Raw genomic sequence first — 23,891 nt, 5'->3', positions numbered from 1 at the left:
CCCATGACGCGTTTATTTCGACGCTGGATCGCCCGCGGGGTGCTGTCGCTCAGCATCGTCGCCGCAACCGTCAGCGCCTCCTACGGCGAGGACAAGGTGGTCCGCATCGGTTACCAGAAATACGGCAAGCTGGTGCTGCTCAAGAGCAAGGGCTCGCTCGAGGAAAAGCTGAAGGCGGTCGGCACCAAGGTGGTGTGGGCCGAGTTTCCGTCCGGGCCGCCGCTGCTCGAGGCGCTCAATGTCGGCGCGATCGATTTCGGCAACACCGGCGAGGCGCCGCCGATCTTCGCGCAGGCCGCCGGCGCGCCGATCCAGTATGTCGCGTATGAGCCGCCGGCGCCGAAGGGCGAGGCGATCCTGGTGCCGAAGGACAGCGCGATCAAGTCGGTCGCCGACCTGAAGGGCAAGAAGGTCGCGCTGAACAAGGGCTCCAACGTCCACTACCTCTTGGTGAAGGCGCTCGAGAAGGCCGGCGTCAAATATTCCGAGATCGAGCCGGTGTTCCTGGCGCCGGCCGATGCGCGCGCGGCGTTCGAGCGCGGCGCGGTCGATGCCTGGGTGATCTGGGATCCGTTCCAGGCCGCGGCGGAAGCTGCGACCGGCGCCCGCACCGTCGCCGACGGCACCGGCATCGTCGCGAACTATCAGTTCTACTTCGCCTCGAAGAAATTCCTGCAGGCCGATCCGAAAATCGTCGAGCTCGTGCTGGCGCAGCTGAGCGAGGTCGACGACTGGGCCAAGGGCGACATCCATGCCGTTGCCGAGCAGCTGGCGCCGAGCATCGGCCTGTCGGTGCCGGTGGTCGAGGTCGCGTTGAAGCGGCAGGCCTACGGCATCAAGCCGGTCACCGATGCGGTGGTCGCGGACCAGCAGCAGGTCGCCGACACGTTCTTCGCGCTCGGCCTGATCCCGAAACAAATCAAGATTTCCGACGTCGCATGGAGGCCGGGCACGTGAGCACCCCAACCAACGCCAACATCCTCTGGTTCCTGCCGACCCACGGCGACAGCCGCTACCTCGGCACGTCGATCGGCGGCCGCGAGGTGAACTTCAATTATCTGCGCCAGATCGCGCAGGCCGCGGATCAGCTCGGCTATTACGGCGTGCTGCTGCCGACCGGGCGGAGCTGCGAGGATTCCTGGGTGGTGGCCTCGGCCGTCGCGCCCTGGACCGAACGCCTGCGCTATCTCGTGGCGGTGAGGCCCGGCCTGCAGTCGCCGAGCGTCGCCGCACGCATGACCGCGACGCTGGACCGGCTGTCGAACGGCCGCCTGCTGATCAACGTCGTCACCGGCGGCGATCCGATCGAGAACAAGGGCGACGGCATTTTCTTAGATCATGACGAGCGCTACGCGGTGACCCGCGAGTTCCTCAACGTCTACAGCGATCTGCTGGCGGGCAAGACCGTCAATGTCGAAGGCAAGCACATCCGGATCGAGGACGGCCGCCTGCTGTTCAATCCGGTGCAGTCGCCGCGGCCGCCGCTGTATTTCGGCGGCTCCTCGGATGCCGGCATCGACGTCGCGGTCGACACCGTCGACAAATATCTGACCTGGGGCGAGCCGCCGGCGCAGGTCGCCGAGAAGATCGCCAAGGTGAAGGCGGTGGCGGCGCAGCGCGGCCGCAAGCTCTCGTTCGGCATCCGCCTGCATGTGATCGTGCGCGAGACCAATGCGGAAGCGTGGAAGGCTGCCGACGAGCTGATCCAGTACGTCACCGACGACACGGTGGCCGCCGCGCAGAAGATCTTTGCGCGGATGGATTCGGTCGGCCAGCAGCGCATGGCGCAACTGCATGGCGGCCGGCGTGACCAGCTCGAGATCAGCCCGAACCTGTGGGCCGGCGTCGGCCTGGTGCGCGGCGGGGCCGGCACCGCGCTGGTCGGCGATCCCGAGACCGTCGCCGCGCGGATCAAGGAGTATCAGGAGATCGGCGTCGATACCTTCATCATGTCGGGTTACCCGCATCTCGAGGAAGCCTATCGCTTCGCCGAATTGGTGTTCCCGCTGTTGTCGCTGGCGCAGGGCGGCAACGTGACGCCGATCCGGGTCAACACCGGGCCGTTCGGTGAGACCATCGGCAACGACTACCGTCCGCAGAAGCAGGCATCGCAATCATGAGCTTGATCGACAGTTTGCCGCGCGTCGGCGCACCAAAATTGCCCAAGGTCGACGGCCTGATCCCCTGGATCGTGCCGCTGGCGATCGTGCTGGTGTGGCAGCTTGCCTGCGTCACCGGCTACGTGCCCTCGCGGGTGCTGCCGGCGCCGACCGACGTCGCACTGGCGGGATGGAAGCTGCTGCTGTCAGGCGAACTGGTCCGCAACATCTGGGTCAGCTTCTGGCGCGCCTCGATCGGCTTCTTGATCGGCGGCGGCATCGGCTTTGCCTTCGGCCTCGCCAACGGGCTGTCGCAGCTGTCGGCAAAGCTCACCGACACCACCTTGCAGATGGTGCGCAACATCCCGCATCTGGCGCTGATCCCGCTCGTCATCCTGTGGTTCGGCATCGACGAGTCGGCAAAGCTGTTTTTGGTCGCGCTCGGCGTGTTCTTCCCGATCTATCTCAACACGCTGCACGGCATCCGCACCGTCGACCCGCAGCTGATCGAGATGGGCCGCATCTATGGCATGACCGACGGCGAGCTGTTTCGCCGGGTGATCTTCCCCGGCGCGCTGCCCTCGATCTTCGTCGGGCTGCGCTTCGCGCTCGGCATCATGTGGCTGACCCTGATCGTCGCCGAGACCATCGCGGCCTCGTCGGGCCTCGGCTATATGGCGATGCAGGCGCGCGAGTTCATGCTGATCGACGTCGTCGTGCTCTCGATCCTGATCTACGCCTTGCTCGGCAAGCTCGCCGACAGCGCCTCGCGGGCGCTGGAGCGGCTGACCTTGTCGTGGCATCCCGCCTTCCAGAAGAAGTGAGAATGAGAATGCAAGAAGCGCTTCGTTTCGAAACCGCTGAAGCCGAGCCGGTCGACCGCACCGAGATCGTCGTGAAGGCACGGCAGTTGCGGCGCGTGCCGGAAGGCGCGGCCCGCGGCCTGTCGCTGACCATCCGCGGCCTGCGCAAGGCGTTCGGCGACAACGAAGTGCTGCGCGGCATCGATCTGCACATCCCGGCCGGCCAGTTCGTCGCGATCGTCGGCCGCAGCGGCTGCGGCAAGAGCACGCTGCTGCGCCTGATCGCCGGCCTCGACGCGCCGACGGCGGGAAGCATCGCCTTCGGCGAACAGCCGCGGGCGCAGGACGTGCGCGTCATGTTCCAGGAGCCGCGGCTGCTGCCCTGGGCGCGCGTGCTGTCCAATGTCGAGGTCGGGCTGGGGCGCGAGCGCTCGTCTGCTGACGCGCAGGCGCGCGCCGAGCGCGCGCTGGTCGAGGTCGGGCTCGGCGACAAGCGCACCCAGTGGCCGTCGGTGCTGTCGGGCGGGCAGAAGCAGCGCGTGGCCTTGGCGCGGGCGCTGGTCAGCCAGCCCCGCGTGCTGGCGTTCGACGAACCGCTCGGCGCACTCGACGCGCTGACCCGGATATCGATGCAGCAACTGCTGGAACGGGTCTGGCGCGATCAGGGCTTCACCGCGATCCTGGTGACGCACGACGTCGCCGAGGCGGTCGCGCTCGCCGACCGCGTGCTGGTCATCGAGGACGGCCGCATCGCCGAGGATGTCGCGGTCGACCTGCCGCGGCCGCGCCGGCGCGGGTCGGCCGAACTCGCCGCGCTGGAGGGCGAGATCCTGAAGCATCTGCTCGAAGGCAGCGAAGACAGTCTGTGAGGTCGCCATGAATTCCGTCGTCCGCAATGTTTCGATCGAGCCCGCGGTTGCGGCCGCCGAATTCCGCGGCGCAATGCGTCACCTCACCGGCGGCGTCAGCGTGATCACGGCCGGTCGGGCTAAGGATATTTCGGGAATGACGGTGACCTCGGTGTCGTCGCTCTCGGTCGAGCCGCCGTCCTTGATCGTCAGCATCAACCGCGCGGCCTCGTCATGGCCGCTGATCGCGCGCCATGGCGTGTTCGGCGTCAACATCCTGGCCGCGGATCAGCGCGACATCGCCGAGCGCTTCACCGGCAAGGGCGGCCTGAAGGGCGCGGACCGCTTCACCGGGGCCGAGTGGACGACGCGTGCGTCAGGCGTCCCGCTGCTGGTCGGCGCGCTTGCCGCGGTTGATTGCGAGGTCGAGGAGACCATCGAACGGCATTCGCACGTGATCGTCATCGGCCGCGTGCTCGACGTGATTGCGTCGGAGCGTACCGCCGCGCTGGCGTATTGGCACGGCGAGTATGTCGCGATCGACCATGAGGAAGACGCCGCACGGCTGGCCGAGGTCAGCCTGCCGTCGCGTCACGTCCATGTGCGAGGGCCGCGCTAGCGCGCCGTGCTTATCCGGATCGGACTTTAGAAAACTGCGCTCAGCGATGCCGGGCTGTCGATGATCACATTGCTGCCGCGGACGCCAGCCCATACAGCCTGGACGGTCTGAGCCGCATTGGCCAGCGGAATGCCAACGACGAGCGTGGTCGGGATACGGCCAAAGCTCGACGGGGTCTCGTTATAGGTGAAGCTTGCGACGACCGGCGAGACCGTGCCATTGACGGTGACGCCGAACACGCCGCCCGGAATATCGTTGCCCGTGGCGTAGGGATTCGGAACGTTAAGGGTGATGATCGCGGTGGTGCCGACGCCCTCCGGAATCGTCAGGCTGAGGCCTTGCATCGGCGTTAAAGTCGCGGAGGTCGTGGACAGGGTGCCGCTGGTCTGCGCATAAAGGGCCATATCACTCTCCAGTTGTCTAAGAATGTAAACGCAATAGGAGATTGAATAAGGCAACCTGCCGCAAGATTCAAGGGATGACAGCGCCGAGGCCGGCGCGGCATGTTGGTCGTGGCGCTTTCCCGGCGGGCGCATTAAAAGCGCCCGAGATTTCGGAGACGTGACGGTTCGATGAAGCGTGTGGGAACCTGGCTGTTCTATCTCGTCGGTGCGATCGCCGTCGCTTATCTCGCGCTCTATGCCTATGTGACGTTCACCGGTCGCGACATCACGCCGGGCGATCCGATCCGGATCTTCCGCAAGCCCGACGCGCCCAGCTATTCGTGAGACGAGGCCGGCGACGGGACTTGCCGCCGCCTGGGTTTCTCAGCCGGCGTTCGCCATGCGCTGATAATCGGGCGCGCCATTGCCGGCTGGGGTGATCGGGATGCCGCCGTCGGCATATTCGTTCAGCTTGTTGCGCAGCGTGCGGATCGAGATGCCGAGGATGTTGGCGGCATGGGTGCGGTTGCCAAGGCAGTGCTTCAGCGTTTCCAGGATCAGGTCGCGCTCGACATCGGCGACGGTGCGGCCGACCAGCGCGCGGGTGACCTGCTCGGCGGCAAGCGTGGCGTGCGCAACCGCGGGGGCGGTCTTGGCGAGGTCGAGGCGGTCGCCGTCGGGGGTCAGGATCGCGTCAGAACCGATCTCGTCGCCCTGCGCCATCAGGACCGCGCGATGGATGGTGTTCTCGAGCTCGCGGACGTTGCCCTGCCAGCGGTTCGCGGTCAGGACGCGGTGGGCATCAGCCGAGATCGGACGAACCGGCATGCCGTTGGCCTCGGCATATTTCCTGGCGAAATGCTGCGCCAGTTCGAGGATGTCGGCCGGGCGGTCGCGCAGCGGCGGAATCTTCAGGTTGACGACGTTGAGGCGGAACAGCAGGTCTTCGCGGAAGGTGCCTTCGCGCACAGCCTCCGAGAGGTTGCGGTTCGAGGTCGCGATGATGCGGATGTCGACCGGCACCGGCTTGGTGCCGCCGACGCGGTCGATCACGCGCTCCTGGATCGCGCGCAGCAGCTTGGACTGCAGCCGAACGTCCATCTCGGAGATTTCGTCGAGCAGCAGCGTGCCGCCGGTCGCTTCCTCGAACTTGCCGATGCGGCGCGCCACCGCGCCGGTGAAGGCGCCCTTCTCATGGCCGAACAGCTCGGATTCCAAGAGGTGCTCGGGGATCGCGGCGCAGTTGATCGAGATGAATGGCCGCTTGGCGCGGGCCGAGCGGGAATGGACGTAGCGCGCCAGCACTTCCTTGCCGGTGCCGGACTCGCCGGTGATCATGACGGAGGCGTCCGAGCCTGCGATCTGCTGCGCCAGCTTGATCACCCGGCCCATCGCCTCGTCGCGCCAGATCAGGTCGCGCGCGTCGTTGGCGACCGCGGCCAGCACCGCTGCGATCAGCTCGGGGTCCGGCGGCAGCGGGATGTATTCCTTGGCGCCGGCGTGGATCGCGGCGACCGCGGCGCGGGCGTCGTTGGAGATGCCGCAGGCGACGATCGGCACGTGGATGTGCTCGGCTTCGAGCCGCATCACGAGGTCGCGGATGTCGAGACCGACATCGACCAGCAGGAGGTCGGCGCCCTTGCCGCCGCGCAGCACGTTCATCGCCTGTTCGGCGGCCTCGGCGTGGGTCACGGAGGCGCCGTTGTCCATCGCGATCTTGGTCGCGGTCGTGAGCTGGCCCTTCAGGGTGCCAACGATGAGAAGCCGCATGATGATCTCCTGTTCGTCTGGTCGCGCAGGTCCCGCGCGTGACCGCCTGAGTTATTAAGAGCGTTCCGCCTTGATGATTTCGGTCATGGTCACGCCGAGCTTGTCTTCCACCAGCACCACCTCGCCACGCGCCACCAGGCGGTTGTTGACGTAGATGTCGATCGCCTCGCCGACGCGGCGGTCGAGTTCGAGCACGGTGCCCGGTCCGAGCTTCAAGAGGTCGCCGACGTCCATCTTGGAGCGGCCGAGCACCGCCGAGACCTGCACCGGCACGTCGAACACGGCCTCGAGATCGGCCGCGATGCGCGCGGCATGCTCATCCTCGTTGTAGCCGATGTCGTCGATCCCGGGCGCCTCGGCGGAGTTGAGATCGGGAAGCGGGACTTGGGTGTCGGTGTCGCTCATGGTTCAGCCCTCAATCGCCTTCAGCCGGCCTGGCCGCGGGACGCCAGATAGCGCCCGACGAGTTCGTTGATCTTGCCTTCGATCGCAGCGCGTTCCAGCACGACGCCGCCATCGGCCCATTCGATCCGGCAGTCGCCGGTCGCAATCGTCGGCTCGGCCAGGATCACCAGCCGGCCCTGAAAGCCGGAATGCGCCGCCATCCGCTCGATATTGTCATGCGCCGCCTCGTAGAGCGCGTCATTGATGCGCACCACGAGATGCGGCGTCGCCACCAGATGCGAGAAGCAGTCGGAGACCAGCGCGGTGATCTCGCCGAGCGGCTCGCGCGCGATCAGCTCGGAGCAAAGCTTGCGGGCGACCGCCACCGCGACGTCCACGGCCTCGGTCTCCATCCGCGTCTCGATGCCGGCGAAGCGCGCCGCGATGCCCTTGATCGCGGTGCCGATCTCCTCCAGCGCCTGCGCGGCGCGGCGGTCGCTCTCGACCTTGGCCTCGCGCAGCGCGGCCTCGTAGCCGGCGCGATAGGCCCGGGCCTCGGCATCGGCGACCTTCTGCGCGACCTCGGCCGGCGTCGGCGCGCGTTCGCGCGTGCGGTCCGGCGCCGAGAAATCCGTGTCGAACAGGAATTTTGCGGGCGCGGCCATCAATACACCAGCTCGTCGTCGGCGCGGTTCTTGGTCAGCGTGATCTCGCCGCGGGCGGCGAGGTCCTTGGCGAGGTTGACCAAGAGCGCCTGCGCCTCGTCGACGTCGCGCAGCCGCACCGGGCCCATCGCGGCCATGTCGTCCATCAGCATCTTGCCGGCACGCGAGGACATGTTGCCGAGGAAGAAGCTGCGCACCTCCTCGTTGGCGCTCTTCAGCGCGACGCCGAGCTTGTCCTTGTCGATGTTGCGCATCAGCGTCTGGGCCGAGGCGGTGTCGAGCTTGATCAGATCGTCGAAGGTGAACATCAGCGCCTTGATGCGCTCGGCGGATTCGCGGTTTTCCTCTTCCAGCGAGGTGATGAAGCGGGTCTCGGTCTGGCGGTCGAAATTGTTGAAGATCTCCGCCATCACCTCATGGGCGTCGCGGCGGCGGGTCTGCGACAGGTTCGACATGAACTCGGTGCGCAGCGTCTGCTCGACGCGCTCGATGACTTCCTTCTGCACCGCCTCCATCCGCAGCATGCGGCCGACCACGTCCAGCGCGATGTCCTCGGGCAGGATCGCGAGCACACGCGCGGCGTGCTCCGGCTTCAGCTTCGACAGCACGACGGCGATGGTCTGCGGGTATTCGTTCTTGAGGTAGTTGGCGAGCACCTCTTCCTGCACGTTGGAGAGCTTCTCCCACATGTTGCGGCCGGCGGGGCCGCGGATCTCGTCCATGATGCCGGAGACGCGCTCGGCCGGCAGGTATTGCTGCAGCAGCCGCTCGGTGGCGTCGAAATTGCCCATCAGCGCGCCGGAGGCCGACATCCGCGAGACGAATTCCAGCATCAGGTCCTCGACCACGTCGGCCTCGACGGTGCCGAGCGTCGACATGTGGACCGACAGCTCGCGGACTTCCTCGTCGTCGAGCATCGACCAGATCTTGCCGCCATACTGCTCGCCGAGCGCGAGCATCAGGATTGCCGCGCGCTTCGGGCCGGGCAGCGGCTTGCCCTTGGGCCGGGCGCTTTGCCGGTTTGCCAGCGTCGAGAGGACGGTGGCGATGTCGTTGGCGTTGGTGGTCTGGGGTACGGCGGCCATGTCAGTTCTCTACCGGCTCGCTCAGCCATTGACGGACGATGGAGACGGTTTCGTTCGGATTGCGTTCGGCGAGCTCGCCGACCCGGTGCACGGCCTGGGCGTGGACCTGGCCCTGGATCTGGGCGACGTCGATCAATTGCGCCGCGCCGCTGCCGCTCGGGATCAGCGCCTGGCCGGGCGTGCCGGTGCTCTCGGGGGCTTCGGCCAGCGCGGGCATGCCCGCGCCGGTCAGCGCCGGAATGACGTCGGCCGCGACGATGCGCTTGACCAGCGGACGGACCACCATGAACAGCACGACGAGGCCAAGCATCATCATGACGCCGAGCTCGATGACGTACATCACGTCATCCTTGGTGAACTGCAGCATGCCGAGCAGGCCGGTCGGCTCGGCGATCGGCTGCGCGGCGGGCGGCTCGGCGAAGCGCAGGTTGACGACCTCGACCTGGTCGCCGCGCTTCTGGTCGAAGCCGATCGCGGAGCGGACCAAGGCGGCGATGCGGTCGAGCTGCTCCTTGGTGCGGTCCTGGTAGACCAGCTCGCCCTTTTCGTTCTTGGAGTAGCTGCCGTCGACCAGCACCGCGACCGAGATGCGGTTGACGCGGCCGGCCTCGGTCACCTCGGTCTTGGTGGTGCGGGAAATCTCGTAATTGTTGGTCTCTTCGCTCTTCTTGCTCTGGTCGCGGGCGCGGGCGGCGTTGTCCTGGTTCTGGCTGCCCGGTAGCTCGTTGGCGACGGTCACCTGGCCGGAATTGTCGGCGGTGAGGCTCGATTCCTCGCGGGTCTGGGTCGAGCGCAGCACGCGACCCTCGGGGTCGAACTTGTCCGAGGTCTGGGTGATCTTGTTGTAGTCGAAGTCGGCGGAGAGCTGGACGCGGGCGCGGCCGGTGCCGACCACCGAGGAGACGATGTCCTCGACCTGCTTGCGCATCCGCTTCTCGAAGGCGGCGCGGCGCTCGTCGCCGACCGCGGCGTCGGCGTCGGACTGGGCGCCGTCGGCGAGCAGCTGGCCGGCCTCGTCGACGATCGAGACCCGCTGCGGCTTCAGCCCGTTGACCGCGGAGGCGACGACGTGGCGGATCGCCCGGATCTGCTGCGGCTCGAGCGCGCCGCGCACCCTGAGCACGATCGAGGCGGAGGGCTCCGGCGTCTCGCGCGAGAACAGCGGCTTCTCCGGCAGCACGAGGTGGACGCGCGCGGCCTGGACGCGGTCGATGGCGCGGATGGTGCGGGCGAGCTCGCCCTCCAGCGCCCGCAGATGATTGATGTTCTGGACGAAGCTCGTGGTGCCCAAGGCATCCGATTTGTCGAAAATCTCGTAGCCGACGCCGCCGCCCTTGGGCATGCCGCCTTCGGCGAGCTTCATCCTGAGCCGCGTCACCTTGTCCTTCGGCACCATGATCGCGGCGCCGTCATTGCGCAGCTCGAACGGGATCGCCTGGCGCTCCAGCTCCTTGATGATGGCAGAGGAATCCTCGGTCGAGAGGTCGGTGAAGAGGGTGGTCATCTGTGGCGTCGTGACGCGCATGATGACGAAGGCGAAGAAGCCGATCAGGGCCGCGGTGACCGCAACCATGGCCGCGAGGCGGGCCGCACCAAGACCTCTCAGGAAAGCAACCAGACTTTGCACCAACGGCCCCCAGGGATTCGGCCCGCGCGGGTCCGACTGGGCAAATATTGCCTAGGGTATGGTTTCCATATGGTTAACGAAGGTTAAGGACCGCGGCAAAATCGCGGACATGAAAAAACCGGCTTCGCAAAGCGAGGCCGGTTTTCGTCAAATGCCACAGGATCGGCGCCGAATTACTGCCGATATTGCTGGATGCGGGTGGTACGCAGCCCGGCCAGACCGTGCTGGTCGATCGAGAACTGCCAGGAAAGGAATTCATCGACGGTCAATGTGTAGCGGCTGCAGGCCTCCTCGAGGGAGAGCAGGCCGCCGCGAACCGCAGCAACGACTTCGGCCTTGCGGCGGATGACCCACCGTTTGGTACCGGGGGCCGGCAAATCCGCAATCGTTAACGGGCTGCCGTCAGGCCCGATGACGTATTTCACCCTCGGGCGATGGGGTTCTGTCATGGCGTACTCACAAACTCTCAACCACTGAACTCGCAAGGGGTAAGCTACGCCTCCCGGTTTAAAATTTGCCTAAGCCCAAGCGTTCAATACGAATCTCGTTGGAACGGCCGGGAACAGGCGGCTCTGCCCGTCGGCAGGCAGACCGGCGCGCGGCGCAATTCGCGGTTCGGCGCGCTCAAATCGTGGGGCGCAGGGGACCGCGCGCCAGCGTCAGCAAGGCATCGGCGAGTGCTTCCGCGGCCTTGTCCGGCCGTCTTTTCTCGTAGATGGCGAATTCCAGATCGGGAAGCGGCGGCAGGCCGTCGCCAATTCCGAGAATGCGCAGGCCCGTGGTGACGGCGCTGAGCGGCAGCGGGGTGACGGCAAGTCCCGCGACGGCGGCGGCGCGGACGCCGGTCAGGCTCGGGCTGGTATAGACGATCTCCCAGCCGAGCTCGCCGTCGCGCAGCGCGGAGAGCGCGGCGTCGCGCGACACCGATCGTTCGCGGTACAGCGCCAGCGGCAGCGGCGCGCCGGGAACGAGATCGAACGTGTCCGCCGCGGTCCACACCAGCGGCTCGCGCCACACCAAGCGGCCTTTCGACGTTCCGAGTGGCCGCTTGGCGAACACCAGATCGAGCCGGCCCGCATCGAGCTGCTCAATCAGTTCGGCGCTGACGCCGATCTGCACCTCGAGCTTGACCCCGCGATGCAGCGCGGCGAAGCGGCCGAGCGCCGACGGCAATGAGCCGCCGGCGACTTCCTCGACAACGCCGAGACGGACCGCGCCGGACAGCCGCGGCGCCACCAGCCGCTGCCGTGCCGCCTCCTCGAGCTGCAGCAGACGCCGAGCGTCCCCGAGCAGCATCTCGCCTTCGTCGGTCAATGCGACACTGCGCGTCGTGCGCCGGAACAGCGGCCGCCGGGTCTCGAGCTCGAGCCGCTTGATCTGCTGGCTGATGGTCGACTGGGTCAGATGCAATTGCTCGGCGGCGCGGTGGAAGCCGCCGCAATCGGCGACCGCGACGAAGGCCCGCAAGAGTTCGAGGTCGAGCATCGATTAATCCATATTCGTAATCAATCATATTATAGAATAGCGTTTCTATTATCAATGTCGGCCGCCTACCTTCGCTTCAGATGATCAAGCAAGGAGAGGCCATCATGTCGGAGACGACCCAACGAACCGATCGCACGGCGCGCCTGGCGCGCGCGCGAGCTGTCTGCGGCACGAACGGAAAGGTCTGTCCGCCCGACCGCGCGATCGAGCTGCTCGAGGCGGTCATCGCATCCGGCGACCGGGTGGCGCTCGAGGGCGACAACCAGAAGCAGGCGGACTTCCTGGCCGCGTGCCTCGCCGGGGTGAACCCGGCGCGGGTGCATGATCTGCACATGGTGCAGTCGGTGCTCGCGCTTCCCGATCATCTCGCGGTGTTCGAGCGCGGCATCGCCAACCGCCTGGACTTCGCCTTTGCCGGCCCGCAGAGCCGCCGCCTCGCCGAGCTCGTCGCCGCCAAGGCGCTGCGGATCGGCGCGATCCATACCTATCTCGAGCTTTACGCGCGGATGCTGGTGGACCTGACGCCGCAGGTTGCGCTCATCGTGGCCGACAAGGCCGATCGCGACGGCAATCTGTACACCGGTCCGAACACCGAGGACACGCCGACCATCGCCGAGGCCGCGGCGTTCCGCGGTGGCCTCGTCGTGGCGCAGGTCAACGAGATCGTCGATCGCCTGCCGCGCGTCGACATCCCCGGCGACTGGGTCGATGTCGTGGTGCCCGGTCCGAAGCCGTACGCGATCGATCCGCTGTTCACGCGCGATCCCGCCAAGGTCAGGGACGAGAACGTCCTGATGGCGATGATGGCGATCGCGGCGGTGTACGAACCTTATCAGGTGACACGGCTCAATCACGGCATCGGCTATGCCACCGCGGCGATCGAGCTGATCTTGCCGACCTTTGCCGCCAAGCGCGGGCTGAAGGGCAAGGTCGCGCGGAATTTCGTGCTCAACCCGCATCCGACGCTGATCCCCACCATCGAGGCCGGCTTCGTCGACAACGTCTATTGCTTCGGCTCGGAGCTCGGCATGGAACGCTATGTCGCCAGCCGTCCCGATGTGTTTCCGGTCGGCGCCGACGGCAATCTGCGCTCCAACCGCGCGCTGGCGCAGGTCGCCGGACAATATGCCTGCGATTTGTTCGTCGGCGGTACCTTGCAGATCGACCCCGAGGGCAACAGCTCGACCGCCACCAAGGACCGCATCACCGGCTTCGGCGGCGCGCCGAACATGGGCGCCGATCCGCGCGGCCGACGCCACGACAGCGTTGCCTGGCTGCGCGCCGGCGAGGAAGCAGGCGAGCGCCTGCGCGGCCGCAAGCTCGTGGTGCAGATGGTCCAGACCCGGCAGCCGAACGGCGCGCCGAGCTTCGTCGAGCGCCTCGACGCGTTCGACCTCGCGGCCTCGGCCGGCTTCGCGCTGCCGCCCGTCATGATCCATGGCGACGACGTCAGCCACGTGATCACCGAGCGCGGCGTCTGCAACCTGCTGCGTTGCCGCTCGCCGCAGGAGCGCGAGGCCGCCTTGCGCGCGGTCGCCGGCGACACCGAGTTCGGCCGGCGGCAGGACGCCGGGACGACCGACGGCCTGCGCCGCCGCGGCATCGTGATGCTGCCGTCCGATCTCGGACTCGACGTCGCGACGGCGACGCGCGACTGGCTCGCCGCGAAATCGATCGACGACCTCGTCGCCGCATCGGGCGGCCTCTACGCGCCGCCCGCCAAATTCCGCCGCTAGAAGGAGGCCCCCATGACCCACGCCGAGCACATCCCAAGCGGCCCGCCGGCCTCGCTCGATCAAGCGAGGCAGCTCGCCGCGGCATTGTTGTCCGAGCGCGGCGAAGCGTCGGGCGCCCTGATCGCGCGCCAATTGCAGCAGACCATGCGCGTGCTCGATGCCGACGGCCGGCACGGCTTTCAACGCTATCTGGCGAGTGCGTTTCAGCCCGACGCGGCGGCGCTGCAGGATGCGGCGACGCGTTATCTTGCCGACAGCACGGCGGCGGCCGCGGCCGCTTTGGCCGACGCCGCCGATCCGCCGCGCCAGGAGGTGTTGCGGCGGATGAACATGGCGCCGGGCGGCACGGCGAGCCTGATCGCGATGCGCAGCGAGATCGCCGGCCGTCTCGGCTCCGAACCGGAGCTGAAGCTGCTCGATGCAGATCTCAAGCATCTGTTCGTCTCATGGTTCAACCGCGGCTTCCTCGAGCTTCGCCGCATCGACTGGCAGTCGCCGGCCGCCGTGCTCGAGAAGCTGATCGCCTATGAGGCGGTGCACGAGATCAAGGGCTGGGACGATCTGCGCCGCCGCCTTGCGCCCGACCGCCGCTGCTTTGCCTTCTTCCATCCCGCGCTGCCCGGCGAGCCGCTGATCTTCGTCGAGGTCGCGCTGGTGCAGGGATTGGCCACCGCCGTGCCGCCGCTGCTGGTGCAGGATGCGGATCAAGACAGCGCAGGCCTCAGGGCCGCGCATGCCGACACCGCGATCTTCTATTCGATCTCCAACTGCCAGGACGGATTGCGCGGCGTGTCGTTCGGCAATTTTCTGATCAAGCAGGTGGTCGAGGAGCTGCAAACGGAATTCCCGCAGCTGAAGCGCTTCTCCACGCTGTCGCCGATCCCGGGCTTCCGGCGCTGGCTCGTCCAGCAGCCGCAATCCGGCGGCAACGAGGTCGCGATGCTGCGCGAGCTGGACCGCGAGGGCTGGTGGCATGACGCCGCGACCTGCGAGACCTGGCGTCCGGTCCTGATGAGGCTGTGCGCGCAATATCTCACGCGCTCGCCGGCGTCCGGGAATCGCGTCGATCCGGTGGTGCGCTTCCATCTCGGCAACGGTGCCCGATTGGAGCGGATCAACTGGCTCGGCAACACGGCCGATCGCGCGATGGCGGAATCCTTCGGCATCATGGTCAACTATCTTTACGATCACGACAGCATCGAGCGTAACCACGAGGCCTTTGCGCGCGTAGGAGAGATTGTCCGTTCACCGCAGGTGGACGCGCTTCTCTGATTTTCAACTCACCATACAAGCAACGGAGCAGTGACATGATGATGAACAGACGCGCCTTCTCGACCGCCTTGCTCGCCGGAGCTGCGGCTTCACTGGTGTCCTCGCGCGGCATGGCCGCCACCACGCCGCCGGTCACGGCGCGCAACGTCGTGCTGGTGCACGGCCTGTTCGCCGACGGCTCGTGCTGGTCCGAGGTCATTCCGCGCCTGCAGGCCGCCGGGCTCAACGTCACGTCGGTGCAAAATCCGCTGACCACGCTGGCCGACGCGATTGCCTCCGCGCAGCGGGTGCTCGATCGCCAGGACGGTCCGACCGTGCTGGTCGGCCATTCCTTCTCCGGCATGATCGTCACCGAGGCCGGCGTGCATCCGAATGTCTCGGCGCTGGTCTATGTCGCGGCGCGCGCACCCGATGCGGACGAGGATTACACCGCGCTGGCCAAGACCTATCCGACCCCGCCCGCGAGCGCCGGCATCGTGTTCGACGGCGATGAGGGCCGGCTCAGCGAACAAGCGTTCCTGCGCGATTTCGCCGGCGACCTGCCGGAGGCGAAGGCGAAGGTGCTCTATGCCGTGCAGCAGCCGTTCCACAAGCAACTGCTGGCCGGCAAGACCAGCCAAGCGGCCTGGCGCAGCAAGCCGAGCTACTACGCCGTCTCGACCGAAGACCGCACCATCAATCCGGATCTCGAGCGCTTCATGGCCAAGCGGATGGGTGCCACCACGATCGAGGTGAAGGCCAGCCATCTCGCGCTGATCTCGCAGCCCGACGCGATCGCCCGGCTGATCCTCGACGCCGCGCGGCAGCCGAGCTGAGCGTCGGCGTACCGTGCGTGGGAGAGCATCCGCTTCTCCCGCGCACGATGACGCGCTCTAGAGGATATGCGCGCCATGACCGTCGAGAATGCCGCGATCGCCGGCGCGCGGCACAAGGTCATGTCCGGCGGCATCGACATCCGGCGGCCGGGCGCGCTTGGCGCCGAGCATGTTCAGCAGCGTCGCGGCCGCGGCCATCGCGACGACACCGGCAAGACTGAGCCCGATCTGCATCGAGAGCTGGTTCGAGATGTCGAACAGGTCGCATTGGCTGGCGAGCGCCAGCAGCACGCCGAGACAATAGATCGGCAGCGAGTTCTCGCCACAACGCCTCGCGCTGCGCAGCATCGGCGTCGACAGTCCCTGCCAGCCCGCGGAAACGAGCCATGACGCCAGGATGGCAAGCGCCAGAAAATGCAGCAGCCGCAACGGACTCAGATTCGACTTGTCCATTGGAAGCAGCAGATCCGTCAGAGCCTGCGGCAGCAGCGGCGGCTTGATGCCGTGGCCGAGCGCAACGACCAGGCCGAACGCGAGATAGAGCGCGGACAGAACAAGCGCGGGGCGCGACGTCACCCATCCCTGGATGGTCTTTCCCTCGATGACGTACCATGCGCCCAGCACGACCGGAAGCTGCCAGGCCAGCGGGTTGAAGAACCAGACGCCGTCAGGCCAGGCAGGAATGTTCCAGCCGAAGACATGCACCAGCGCATAAAGCGACAGCGACAGGCCAAGCGCCAGGTTCGGCGCGCGCAGCAGCAGCCACAGCAGCGGTGCGAACAACACGTGGCAGATCACAAAGACTGGCAGGACGTCGGTATTGACAGGGTGGAATTGCAGGACCGCGGCGTGCGCAAGCGCTGCGCCCGGACGTTCGAACAGAACCCGCGTATTGCTGTCGTCGGCGAGACGATCGCTGCCCGCGAGGTAGACGAGGATCGCGCAGGCGAGCGTCAGCAGCAGAAAGGCGGCATAGATATCCCATCCCCGCCGCAGCGAGCGGCCGATCATGCCGCGCCAGCCGTCGCGCTGACGCGCCCTGCCGTAGGCCAGTGCGCAGGTGACACCCGAGATGAACATGAATATTTCGGCGGCATCGCAGAAGCCGTAGTTGCGCAGGGTCAGCCAGCTTCCGACGTTGTCTGGAATGTGATCGAGAAAGATCCACCATAACGCGATCCCGCGACAGACATCGATGCGCGGGTCGCGGCCGGCCGATCTGAACTCCGGCGGAGTCTCGCCGAGCAATCGCTTCGAGCTGCGGGTTCGATCGTGCATCTTCGATCTGTCTGGCGGGCGCGCGCGGCCTCATCGGACCCAGATCCATGAGACGCTCGGGTGCTCCGAGGCGTGCGCGTGCCGGACTAGCCTCCGGCCAACCTGTATGATGGTGCGCTCCAGCTACCCGAGGGTTGGCGGCGCTTCCGCCGGCCAGCCGCAATCACGGGGGCCGGGAGGATCGCTATCCTCTGACGGCGCCGCCTGCGCGGCGTCGCCGATGGCCGGCAACAAATGCTGCTTTCGCATTTCGGCGAGGCGGGCACGACAGTACTCATGATAAAGCATGTCGAATATGGTGGACATGATCGAACGCCTTCTTGATCACTAGGTTGACTTTCCCACGTGACAGATTTCGACCATTTCAACCGGCGGCGATAACCGACAGTGCCGCAGGCAGTCCGACGCAACCAAAATCGATCAGTCGTTCTACTGAATGACCTGCGCATGGCGCCTTAGCCAGGAGACCGCGTACAGGGGCATGACACTGATTTGCGCTTGCACGCTGCCCGGAATGTCCGAAACGAATCCGATGGCAGCAATTATAAATAGAGCGATCGCGACCGCGTCTTCTTAAAGGGGAAATTTCGCCGCGATTTTCACGAGCATTATACACGTAATATTCAAATCACCAAGTGAACCAGTTCACATCACCATCAATCATAGGCGAATGACACTAGCAGACCGATAGCGTAGCTTCTTGGACTGATGCGCACCGGTCGGGCGAAGGCCGGTGCGTGAATCGCAAAATGCAGATACTGACTGTGGTGTGCCGCAGCATTTCATTCTGGTGTGTTTTGTGAAGGCTGGAGGTCCCCATGCCGACGGACGCAGCCAATTTTGCATCGTATCGATTTTCGACGCGCGACCTTCCGGAACGCATTCGTATTCCGTTATGGCGTGAGCACTTTGGCCGCTGCATCGTGCGCGCCGATATCGAGCCTCTATCGGAGTCTTCCTTCCTGGCCGATGCGTCGCTGCGAGCGGTCCAGGGTTTGCGCATGCTGGCGCTGAAAGGTACGTCGATGCGGTTCAAGCGTCTGCAAGCGAACCTTGCCGATGGCGATGACTCCATCGGGGTGATCTTCTGCTCTCCGGGCAAAAGTCAGCTATCGCAACGCGGCCAGGAAGCCGACCTTTGCGCCGGCAATGCGATCGCAATTCTGCATTCCGAGCCCGCCAGCGTCACCTATATCGACGGGTCGCAATTCGGTCTGGCCGTGCCGCGCGAGGCGCTTGCGCAGCGCGTGGCCGACGTCGAAGGCCTGGTCATGCGGCCGATTCTGCAGCGGACAGAAGCATTCCGATTGTTCACCTCATATATGAAATCGGTGCTTAGAACGAAAGCGCTGAGCACACCGAAGCTTCGCGAAACGGTCGTGACCCATATCCACGATCTCGTCGCGCTCGCAATCGACGATTGTCCTGCACTGGGCGAAAGCAGCGCGAGCGCCGTCGTCGCTGCGCGGCACCGTGCCGTGCTCGACTACATCGCCACTCACTTTCAGGAGCCCGGGCTCAGCGTTCAGGCGGTTGCACGTCGCCAGGGCATCTCGTCGCGCTATCTGCAGCGCCTGATGGCGTCATCGGGACCATCATTCACCGAGCGCATGAATGAATTGCGGCTCCAGCAGGCGCTCAAATTGCTCACGGAGCCCGATGCCGGCCGTCAGCGAATTTCCGATATCGCGCTCGAGGTCGGCTTCTCGGATGTTTCGTATTTCAACCGTCTGTTCCGAACCCGTTTCGGCGATTCGCCACGCGGTGTCCGGCTCGCACGAAAGGGCTCTCACTAAGCCGTGCCGCCCCGACTGGCATGTGCGCGAGATGCTGCCTGGGCCACCGCTCCGGAGCAGAGGCGAGTTGGTTCAGGCCAGCGGCTGTCGAGCGCCTCTCGGGGCTGTGCGCATTAGCTTATGTGAATCGAACCATCTTATGTGAATCGGAGCGCTACGGCGGCGGCTCTGCTCCCGGAGTGGCGAGCCATTGTTCGATCTGGACAGCGCGCTCGGCCTCACGGGCCTTCTTGAGAAGTCGTTCCCGCTCGGTGCCGGGAGGCAGGTGCGAGGCCCTTGCGCGGGCCGCCTCTTCCAGCTGAATGAGGCGGAATGCGAGCGTCGTGGTTTGCTTGAAGCGATTGCGGCGTTTCATTTGTGCAATTGGTGTTTCAAACCCTGGTGTAGGTCCGAACCACGCTCGTCGACGTTTGTTCCTATTGAACGGCGAGGCGTGTCTTGTCTCGGCCGCGTCCTTGAGAGCACCATGCGGCGGGCCGGCGAAGGAGCGACGGGCGTCGGCCGGCGGCGTCGGTCTGCGGGAAGCGAGCCGAGCCGAGAACGACCGTCCGTCAGACGCTCGTCGAAGCCAAGGGGATCCGGAAGAGTTCGCGATCGCCCACATCGCGAACCGAGATGAAATTGCCGTCGCGAACCATCTCCGGCTTTTCAGTCCCGATCCGGTGAGCGATGAAGCTGCCGTGATCCTTGGCGTCCTTGTCGTCGGCACAGTCGTGACCGAGGACGTCATGTGCAGGGATGTCACCGGCGAGATGGAAGAAGTATCTGGGCATCTAGGTCAGCTTGTCCAAATTGCCGAACGGCTTCGCCGGCGGCGCGCGGTCTCGGCCTTCCTGATCTCCTGCGCGCCTTCCTCGGCAAGCCTGCCGTCGTTGATGATCTCGGCGATGAGCTGCTTGACCCGCCCGCCGATCCTGTCTGCAATGTTTGTCATGGCTCACCTTTGTTCATCCCTCACGACTGAAGTATCGCTTGCGGATAATGTTCCTCCGGGGGTGACAGCCCACCCATCCGGAGAAGGAACAAAGAACTGTCCGGAAGATTGGATCGCCAGCAACGGCCGAAGCTCGGGCCGAGCGGCTGACGCGAGAAGTCCGGTGACGAAACGCCTGACCAGGAAAGAGCAGTTCGATCGATCGAAGATCAACATGCACGATCTGCGTCAGGTGAGATGCTGGACGCATGCCCTCGGCGTGTCGCGCGAACAGCTGCGTAAGGCCGTCGAGAAGGTCGGTGACTCCGCCGTGACGGTTCGCAAGGAGCTCGGGATACCCGAGGAATGACATGGCCACCGAACAGCAGATCCGGGACTACGCGCGGCAGCTCTGGGAGAAGGCCAGAAAGCCCGACGGCAGGGACAGGGAATTCTGGCACGCGGCCGAGGTCGAGCTGAATGCGGAGAGCGAAAGTCCTGACGCGCCAACACTGGACCAGCCGAACAAGACGACCATTCCCGGATGAACGCCTTCGCGCGAGGGGCGTGCCGGCGACGCGATTGATCGGGATCCTCCGTTAGGAACATTGCCATTCTGTCGCGGTTCTCGAAAACGCCGCATGGAGCGGTGAGGAGGACGTTATGAAAAAGCTGGTTCTGATTTCTGTTGCCGCCGTATTGGCGTCGACCGGCGCTTTTGCCCAGAGCACGATTGTCGGCACGACCGGTGCCGGACATGCCGCCACCGTGCAGATCGAGCCGCAGTACCGTACGCGAATCCATAGCTATGTGACCGAACACAAGATCCGTCCCGTCGAGACGCGGGAGAGGATCGTCGTCGGCTCGCCTGTGCCGAGCGAGGTCGAGCTTGAAGCGGTGCCTGCCGATTGGGGCCCGTCGCTCACCAGATATCGCTATGTCTATACCGGCCAGCGCGTGATGCTGGTCGATCCCGACACCCGTACGGTCGTGCAGGAAGTCGAGTGAGGCCGCTCTGACGGCGGGCCGCCAGGAACGGCGGCGGCCCGCGCTCAGCAGGAATGTCTGATCCGCGGGGCACGCGGTCAGCGGCCATCGACCGCGTCGGCCGTCAGAGACCGATGCTGGCCACAGCCGCTTCCGCGACGCCCTTCGCGTCGAGGGCGCCGGTCTTGCCGATCTCGATGACCTTGCGGGCCACGATCTCGCAAAGCGGATCGTTCCGATCGACCAGACCCATCGAATGCAGCGCCAGGCTGAACGCCCTGTTGAAGAGCTCGATTTGCTCCGGCGTGTATTCGTCCGTCTTCAGCAAGCGATTGATCGGCATTGTCGAGCCCCACAGCAAGCAGCCAAGTGACGTGGCTATAGCATGGAACCGTCGCGATCGGCACCCGGCTTTCCCTGCGCCCTCTACAACAGAGGCGGAACGAACAGCAGAGCTCGGGCAAATCATGTCGCGAGAATACGATCGTGTGACCCACAAGAAACCGCGCCACACACTCAGTGTCGTCCTGGCGAAAGCCAGGACTCATTACCCCAACTCTCAATTGTTGCGCGACGCTGGGGCCACGATCCCGTTCATCATCAAATGCGGTGGTTATGGGTCCTGGCTTTCGCCAGGACGACGATACAGTGTAGCGTGCGCGGTCGCCCGCTCAACGCGCAGCTACGGATCGTGGCAATGTGCTCAGCTCGAGCCTGTCGCCCCGCGCACCACGCGCTTGATCTTGTCGGTGGTGTAGGTCTGCCCGCCGATCGAGAGCAGCGGCGGGGAGGCGGTCAGGTCGACGGAATCGACGACGCCCTGCACCTCGGTCGAGATGGCGATCGGGTTGCCCTTGGAATCCTTGCCGGTGGCGGTCAGCGTGTAGGTGCCGGCCGGCCATTGCGTGCCGTCGTTGCCCTTGCCGTCCCAGACGAAGCTGGCATTGCCCTGCTTCAGGCTGAAATTGCCGGAATAGGCGGTCTGGCCGGTCGCGCTGGTGATCGTGATGGTGGCGCTGGTGGCTTGCGGGGACACCAGATTCCAGGTCGCGGATTTGTCGAACTGCGTCTTGCTGCCGTCGACCGCGACCGTATTGCCGACATAGACCAGCGCCTGGGTCGACTGCGCGCTCTTCTCGATCTCGATCAGCGACTTCAGCTGATCGTTGGATTTCAGCTGCTGCTCGACGCCCGCGAACTGCACCAGCTGCTGGGTGAACTGGTTGGTGTCGAGCGGGTCGAGCGGGTTCTGGTTCTGCAACTGCGTGGTCAGCAGCGTCAGGAAGGTCTGGAAATTGTCGGCGATGCCCTGCGACGAGGTCGTCAGGCCGCTGCCGCTGCTGCTTCCAGAGTTCGTTCCGTTGCTGGTGCCCGGTGCTGAGACGACGGGCGTCGGCATGGTTGCATCGACTGCCATGGTGAACTCCTTACACTTTGATATCGACGCCGCCGAGGGCGCCGGTTGCGCGGCCGTAGGAGCGGCCCGCCGCTGCGGCGGGAACGCTGTCCTCCTCGGTGACGATCAAACGATGGGCGTTCGGATTGGGCTGGCCATTGTTGTTCTGGCCCGACTGCGACTGGTCGCGCAGGCTGAACTGCAATCCGCCATTGCCGGTCGAGAGGCCGGCATTGTCGAGCGCGCGCTGCAGCTGGTTGGCGTCCTGGCGCAGCATCGAGAGCGTTTCCGGGCGTTCGACGGTGAGATGCGAGGTGACTTGGCCGTTGCGATCGACATCGATGCGGACGTCGATGCGGCCGAGCTCGGCGGGGTCGAGCCGGATCTCGAAGCGACTCTTGCCGCTCTTGGCGGAGGCGGCGATCTGCATCGCAAGCCCGCTGAGCGGCACAGCGGCGCTTTGCGCGGCGTTGGTCACGGTCAATTGTGCGGTCGCCGACGGCGTCGTCTGGGTGGTCGCGGGTTGCGGCTGCAGTGCGTTCGCCGCCTGCGCGGTGGGATCGGGGGTCGTGAGCTGGGCCTGCGCGGCCGCGTGGCCGCCGGCCGCCGGCGTCGGCGCGGCATTGCCGTCGCCGCTCGCGTCGGCCTTGATGGCATCGGCCGCACTGTCTGCGGCGGCCTTCGCCTTGCCGGCAACGGCGGCCGGCTGCGCGGCGGCGGGAACGATGTTGGTCGGAGCAGCCTGCGCGGTGTTGGCGCTGCCCGCCGCGGCGCCGTCCTGGTCGGCCGGCGTCGTCGCCGTCGCGTCCTTCGCGGTGACCTGTGTCTTGGCCTGCATTGTCGTCTTGGTGGCGGGCGTTCCGGCGGCAACCGTGGCGGCGAATGTCGCATCGCCAGTCGCTGTCGCAGCGCCCGAAGCCGTTGCCGCATCGCCGGGGGTGATGACTTGCGCGTCGGTCTTGACGCCGGCCGCCTTGGCGACCTTGTCGGCGTTCGCCGTGGTGGCCGCGGCCGCTGCGGTGTCGGCGCCGGCAGGCGCGCCGCTGCCGCCCGCCGCGCCGGTGCCGGCGATGGCCGAGCTTGCCGCAATGGCCGCTGCCGCGATCGCGAGCGGTGCGGCCGGCTGGTCGGACGGCGCGGTGGCCGCCGGTGTCGGGGCAGTCGCCGGTGTCGCGGCAACGGGAGCAATCACGGCATTCACGGTTGCCGCACCGGGATCCTGCTGCGCAGCGGGCTGCGTCGCGTCCGGCTGGTCACTGGTCGATTTGACATCGGAGCTCGATTTCGAGTCGTCCGATTTCGATTTCGATTTCGATTTCGACTTGGTCTTGGACGGCGCGTCGCTGTCGCTGTCGACCTTGTTGTCGTCCCGCGAACTGCCGGAATCCCGCGACGTCCGGTCGGGGCCCGCGCTGGTGTCGCGGGGGCGCGCGTCGGTCGTCGAGGGCGGATCGTCGGACCGCCGCGAGGGCGCCGGCTGGGAGTCGTAGCGGCTGTCGTTTGCGGACGCAGTGTTGCTGTCGACCAGCGCGGCAAAGCCGTCGTTCCCCGCCTGCGAAGCGGGATCGGGCCGCGACGACCGCTGCGTCGCACCCTGAAAAGACCGGCCTGCCAATGCTTCCGACGTGACGCTGACCACTGCCAACCCTCGTAAATGAGACTTCCGGCGTTTTGTCAGCAAGGAGTGGGCCAACCAGGGATGGCAATAAATAATGAGTTATTTCATATGGTTACTGGCTATCTTGGCCGGCTGGAGCGGGTTCCCGGCGGGTCTCCTTTTTGCCCGGCGGCAAGATTTGCCGTCCACGCGTGGCGCGGCACAGCTTCCACCGGATTGCCTCACCGGAATACGGCCTATATTAAAGGTGGCCTCCAACGCGTCCGAACCGACCGAACCGGCCTTGGATGTGTTCTAAGGCTCTCTGGACAA

General features: G+C 65.9%; 29 protein-coding genes. 13 read left to right on the top strand and 16 right to left on the bottom strand.

The window, feature by feature from the left end; all coding sequences use genetic code 11:
* Nucleotides 1–3: 3 nt before the first annotated feature.
* From XI02_RS37400 to XI02_RS37380, 5 genes are read left to right on the top strand one after another with little or no spacing between them, the layout of a single operon-like run.
* Nucleotides 4–957, top strand: a complete 954-nt coding sequence (locus XI02_RS37400) for a sulfonate ABC transporter substrate-binding protein (protein WP_018273555.1) — start codon at nt 4–6, stop codon at nt 955–957.
* Nucleotides 939–2,120 carry an FMNH2-dependent alkanesulfonate monooxygenase gene (gene ssuD, locus XI02_RS37395; RefSeq protein ID WP_016844330.1) on the top strand — a complete coding sequence of 394 codons (1,182 nt, stop codon included), beginning with the start codon at nt 939–941 and terminating at the stop codon, nt 2,118–2,120. The genes XI02_RS37400 and ssuD overlap by 19 nt, the downstream gene beginning before the upstream one ends.
* A complete protein-coding gene (locus tag XI02_RS37390; protein WP_016844331.1) occupies nt 2,117–2,923 on the top strand; it encodes an ABC transporter permease subunit in 807 nt (268 codons plus the stop codon). The genes ssuD and XI02_RS37390 overlap by 4 nt, the downstream gene beginning before the upstream one ends.
* Before the next feature lie 8 nt (nt 2,924–2,931).
* Nucleotides 2,932–3,771 carry an ATP-binding cassette domain-containing protein gene (locus XI02_RS37385; RefSeq protein ID WP_172649059.1) on the top strand — a complete coding sequence of 280 codons (840 nt, stop codon included), beginning with the start codon at nt 2,932–2,934 and terminating at the stop codon, nt 3,769–3,771.
* A gap of 7 nt (nt 3,772–3,778) precedes the next feature.
* On the top strand, nt 3,779–4,369 hold the full coding sequence (locus tag XI02_RS37380; protein ID WP_016844336.1) for a flavin reductase family protein: 591 nt from the start codon (nt 3,779–3,781) through the stop codon (nt 4,367–4,369).
* A 26-nt stretch (nt 4,370–4,395) separates the two neighbouring features.
* Here XI02_RS37380 and XI02_RS37375 read toward each other — a convergent pair whose 3' ends face one another.
* Nucleotides 4,396–4,773 (bottom strand): hypothetical protein, encoded by a 378-nt coding sequence (locus XI02_RS37375; protein WP_016844337.1) that lies wholly within the window; start codon nt 4,771–4,773, stop codon nt 4,396–4,398.
* A 168-nt stretch (nt 4,774–4,941) separates the two neighbouring features.
* Here XI02_RS37375 and XI02_RS37370 point away from each other — a divergent pair, with 168 nt between their 5' ends.
* A complete protein-coding gene (locus tag XI02_RS37370) occupies nt 4,942–5,097 on the top strand; it encodes a hypothetical protein (protein ID WP_016844338.1) in 156 nt (51 codons plus the stop codon).
* Between the two features lie 39 nt (nt 5,098–5,136).
* Here the strand turns inward: XI02_RS37370 and XI02_RS37365 are convergent, their stop codons facing one another.
* The 7 genes from XI02_RS37365 to XI02_RS37335 all read right to left on the bottom strand — a co-directional run bounded on the left by XI02_RS37365 (nt 5,137) and on the right by XI02_RS37335 (nt 11,768).
* A complete protein-coding gene (locus XI02_RS37365; protein WP_172646881.1) occupies nt 5,137–6,522 on the bottom strand; it encodes a sigma-54-dependent Fis family transcriptional regulator in 1,386 nt (461 codons plus the stop codon).
* Between the two features lie 54 nt (nt 6,523–6,576).
* Nucleotides 6,577–6,927, bottom strand: coding sequence for a flagellar motor switch protein FliN (gene fliN / locus XI02_RS37360; protein WP_016844340.1), 351 nt, complete (start codon nt 6,925–6,927; stop codon nt 6,577–6,579).
* A 20-nt stretch (nt 6,928–6,947) separates the two neighbouring features.
* Complete coding sequence (locus tag XI02_RS37355; RefSeq protein ID WP_172646882.1) at nt 6,948–7,571, bottom strand: FliH/SctL family protein; 624 nt, start codon at nt 7,569–7,571, stop codon at nt 6,948–6,950.
* Nucleotides 7,571–8,656 (bottom strand): flagellar motor switch protein FliG, encoded by a 1,086-nt coding sequence (fliG, locus tag XI02_RS37350; RefSeq protein WP_018273552.1) that lies wholly within the window; start codon nt 8,654–8,656, stop codon nt 7,571–7,573. The genes XI02_RS37355 and fliG overlap by 1 nt, the downstream gene beginning before the upstream one ends.
* 1 nt (nt 8,657) lies before the next feature.
* Nucleotides 8,658–10,283: a flagellar basal-body MS-ring/collar protein FliF gene (gene fliF, locus XI02_RS37345; RefSeq protein ID WP_069276660.1), complete on the bottom strand. Its 1,626-nt coding sequence runs from the start codon at nt 10,281–10,283 to the stop codon at nt 8,658–8,660.
* 173 nt (nt 10,284–10,456) lie between these two features.
* Nucleotides 10,457–10,732 (bottom strand): DUF1153 domain-containing protein, encoded by a 276-nt coding sequence (locus tag XI02_RS37340; RefSeq protein WP_002714638.1) that lies wholly within the window; start codon nt 10,730–10,732, stop codon nt 10,457–10,459.
* 175 nt (nt 10,733–10,907) lie between these two features.
* Nucleotides 10,908–11,768, bottom strand: coding sequence for a LysR substrate-binding domain-containing protein (locus XI02_RS37335; protein ID WP_016844352.1), 861 nt, complete (start codon nt 11,766–11,768; stop codon nt 10,908–10,910).
* An 80-nt stretch (nt 11,769–11,848) separates the two neighbouring features.
* On the opposite strand from XI02_RS37335, the gene mdcA reads away from it, so the two are divergent.
* The 3 genes from mdcA to XI02_RS37320 are packed head-to-tail and all read left to right on the top strand — an operon-like array spanning nt 11,849 to nt 15,591.
* Nucleotides 11,849–13,504: a malonate decarboxylase subunit alpha gene (mdcA, locus tag XI02_RS37330; RefSeq protein WP_172646883.1), complete on the top strand. Its 1,656-nt coding sequence runs from the start codon at nt 11,849–11,851 to the stop codon at nt 13,502–13,504.
* Nucleotides 13,505–13,516: 12 nt separating this feature from the next.
* The gene (locus XI02_RS37325) at nt 13,517–14,776 is read left to right on the top strand and encodes a malonyl-CoA decarboxylase (RefSeq protein ID WP_172646884.1); all 1,260 of its coding nucleotides are present in this window, start codon (nt 13,517–13,519) and stop codon (nt 14,774–14,776) included.
* Nucleotides 14,777–14,811: 35 nt separating this feature from the next.
* Nucleotides 14,812–15,591, top strand: a complete 780-nt coding sequence (locus tag XI02_RS37320) for an alpha/beta fold hydrolase (protein WP_172646885.1) — start codon at nt 14,812–14,814, stop codon at nt 15,589–15,591.
* Nucleotides 15,592–15,648: 57 nt separating this feature from the next.
* Here XI02_RS37320 and XI02_RS37315 read toward each other — a convergent pair whose 3' ends face one another.
* Both XI02_RS37315 and XI02_RS37310 read right to left on the bottom strand, forming a co-directional pair.
* Complete coding sequence (locus XI02_RS37315) at nt 15,649–16,869, bottom strand: OpgC domain-containing protein (RefSeq protein ID WP_172646886.1); 1,221 nt, start codon at nt 16,867–16,869, stop codon at nt 15,649–15,651.
* 123 nt (nt 16,870–16,992) lie between these two features.
* Nucleotides 16,993–17,175, bottom strand: a complete 183-nt coding sequence (locus XI02_RS37310; protein ID WP_100213813.1) for a hypothetical protein — start codon at nt 17,173–17,175, stop codon at nt 16,993–16,995.
* A gap of 512 nt (nt 17,176–17,687) precedes the next feature.
* On the opposite strand from XI02_RS37310, the gene XI02_RS37305 reads away from it, so the two are divergent.
* Entirely contained in the window at nt 17,688–18,665 is a 978-nt protein-coding gene (locus XI02_RS37305; protein ID WP_172646887.1) for an AraC family transcriptional regulator, read from the top strand.
* A 154-nt stretch (nt 18,666–18,819) separates the two neighbouring features.
* Here XI02_RS37305 and XI02_RS37300 read toward each other — a convergent pair whose 3' ends face one another.
* The 3 genes from XI02_RS37300 to XI02_RS46515 all read right to left on the bottom strand — a co-directional run bounded on the left by XI02_RS37300 (nt 18,820) and on the right by XI02_RS46515 (nt 19,599).
* Nucleotides 18,820–19,020, bottom strand: coding sequence for a hypothetical protein (locus XI02_RS37300; protein ID WP_016844357.1), 201 nt, complete (start codon nt 19,018–19,020; stop codon nt 18,820–18,822).
* Between the two features lie 196 nt (nt 19,021–19,216).
* Complete coding sequence (locus XI02_RS46520; RefSeq protein WP_018273550.1) at nt 19,217–19,438, bottom strand: hypothetical protein; 222 nt, start codon at nt 19,436–19,438, stop codon at nt 19,217–19,219.
* A 5-nt stretch (nt 19,439–19,443) separates the two neighbouring features.
* Entirely contained in the window at nt 19,444–19,599 is a 156-nt protein-coding gene (locus XI02_RS46515) for a hypothetical protein (RefSeq protein WP_370142595.1), read from the bottom strand.
* Between the two features lie 214 nt (nt 19,600–19,813).
* On the opposite strand from XI02_RS46515, the gene XI02_RS37295 reads away from it, so the two are divergent.
* The 3 genes from XI02_RS37295 (at nt 19,814) to XI02_RS37285 (ending at nt 20,586) form a co-directional block, all read left to right on the top strand.
* Complete coding sequence (locus tag XI02_RS37295) at nt 19,814–19,948, top strand: DUF3606 domain-containing protein (protein WP_069276657.1); 135 nt, start codon at nt 19,814–19,816, stop codon at nt 19,946–19,948.
* 1 nt (nt 19,949) lies between these two features.
* Complete coding sequence (locus XI02_RS37290) at nt 19,950–20,126, top strand: DUF2934 domain-containing protein (RefSeq protein ID WP_172646888.1); 177 nt, start codon at nt 19,950–19,952, stop codon at nt 20,124–20,126.
* Between the two features lie 115 nt (nt 20,127–20,241).
* Nucleotides 20,242–20,586, top strand: a complete 345-nt coding sequence (locus XI02_RS37285; protein WP_016844361.1) for a DUF1236 domain-containing protein — start codon at nt 20,242–20,244, stop codon at nt 20,584–20,586.
* Between the two features lie 103 nt (nt 20,587–20,689).
* On the opposite strand, the gene XI02_RS37280 is transcribed toward XI02_RS37285, so the two are convergent.
* The 3 genes from XI02_RS37280 to XI02_RS37270 form a co-directional block, all read right to left on the bottom strand.
* Entirely contained in the window at nt 20,690–20,908 is a 219-nt protein-coding gene (locus tag XI02_RS37280; RefSeq protein ID WP_143029745.1) for a hypothetical protein, read from the bottom strand.
* Between the two features lie 360 nt (nt 20,909–21,268).
* Nucleotides 21,269–21,982 carry a flagellar hook assembly protein FlgD gene (locus XI02_RS37275; protein ID WP_016844363.1) on the bottom strand — a complete coding sequence of 238 codons (714 nt, stop codon included), beginning with the start codon at nt 21,980–21,982 and terminating at the stop codon, nt 21,269–21,271.
* A gap of 10 nt (nt 21,983–21,992) precedes the next feature.
* Nucleotides 21,993–23,600 (bottom strand): flagellar hook-length control protein FliK, encoded by a 1,608-nt coding sequence (locus XI02_RS37270; protein WP_172646889.1) that lies wholly within the window; start codon nt 23,598–23,600, stop codon nt 21,993–21,995.
* Nucleotides 23,601–23,891: the final 291 nt, after the last annotated feature.

It is taken from the genome of Bradyrhizobium sp. CCBAU 21365 (genome assembly GCF_015291305.1).
Classification (GTDB): domain Bacteria; phylum Pseudomonadota; class Alphaproteobacteria; order Rhizobiales; family Xanthobacteraceae; genus Bradyrhizobium; species Bradyrhizobium elkanii.
Note: the sequence above shows the minus strand (reverse complement) of the source record. Positions and strands in the feature narration are given on the sequence as shown.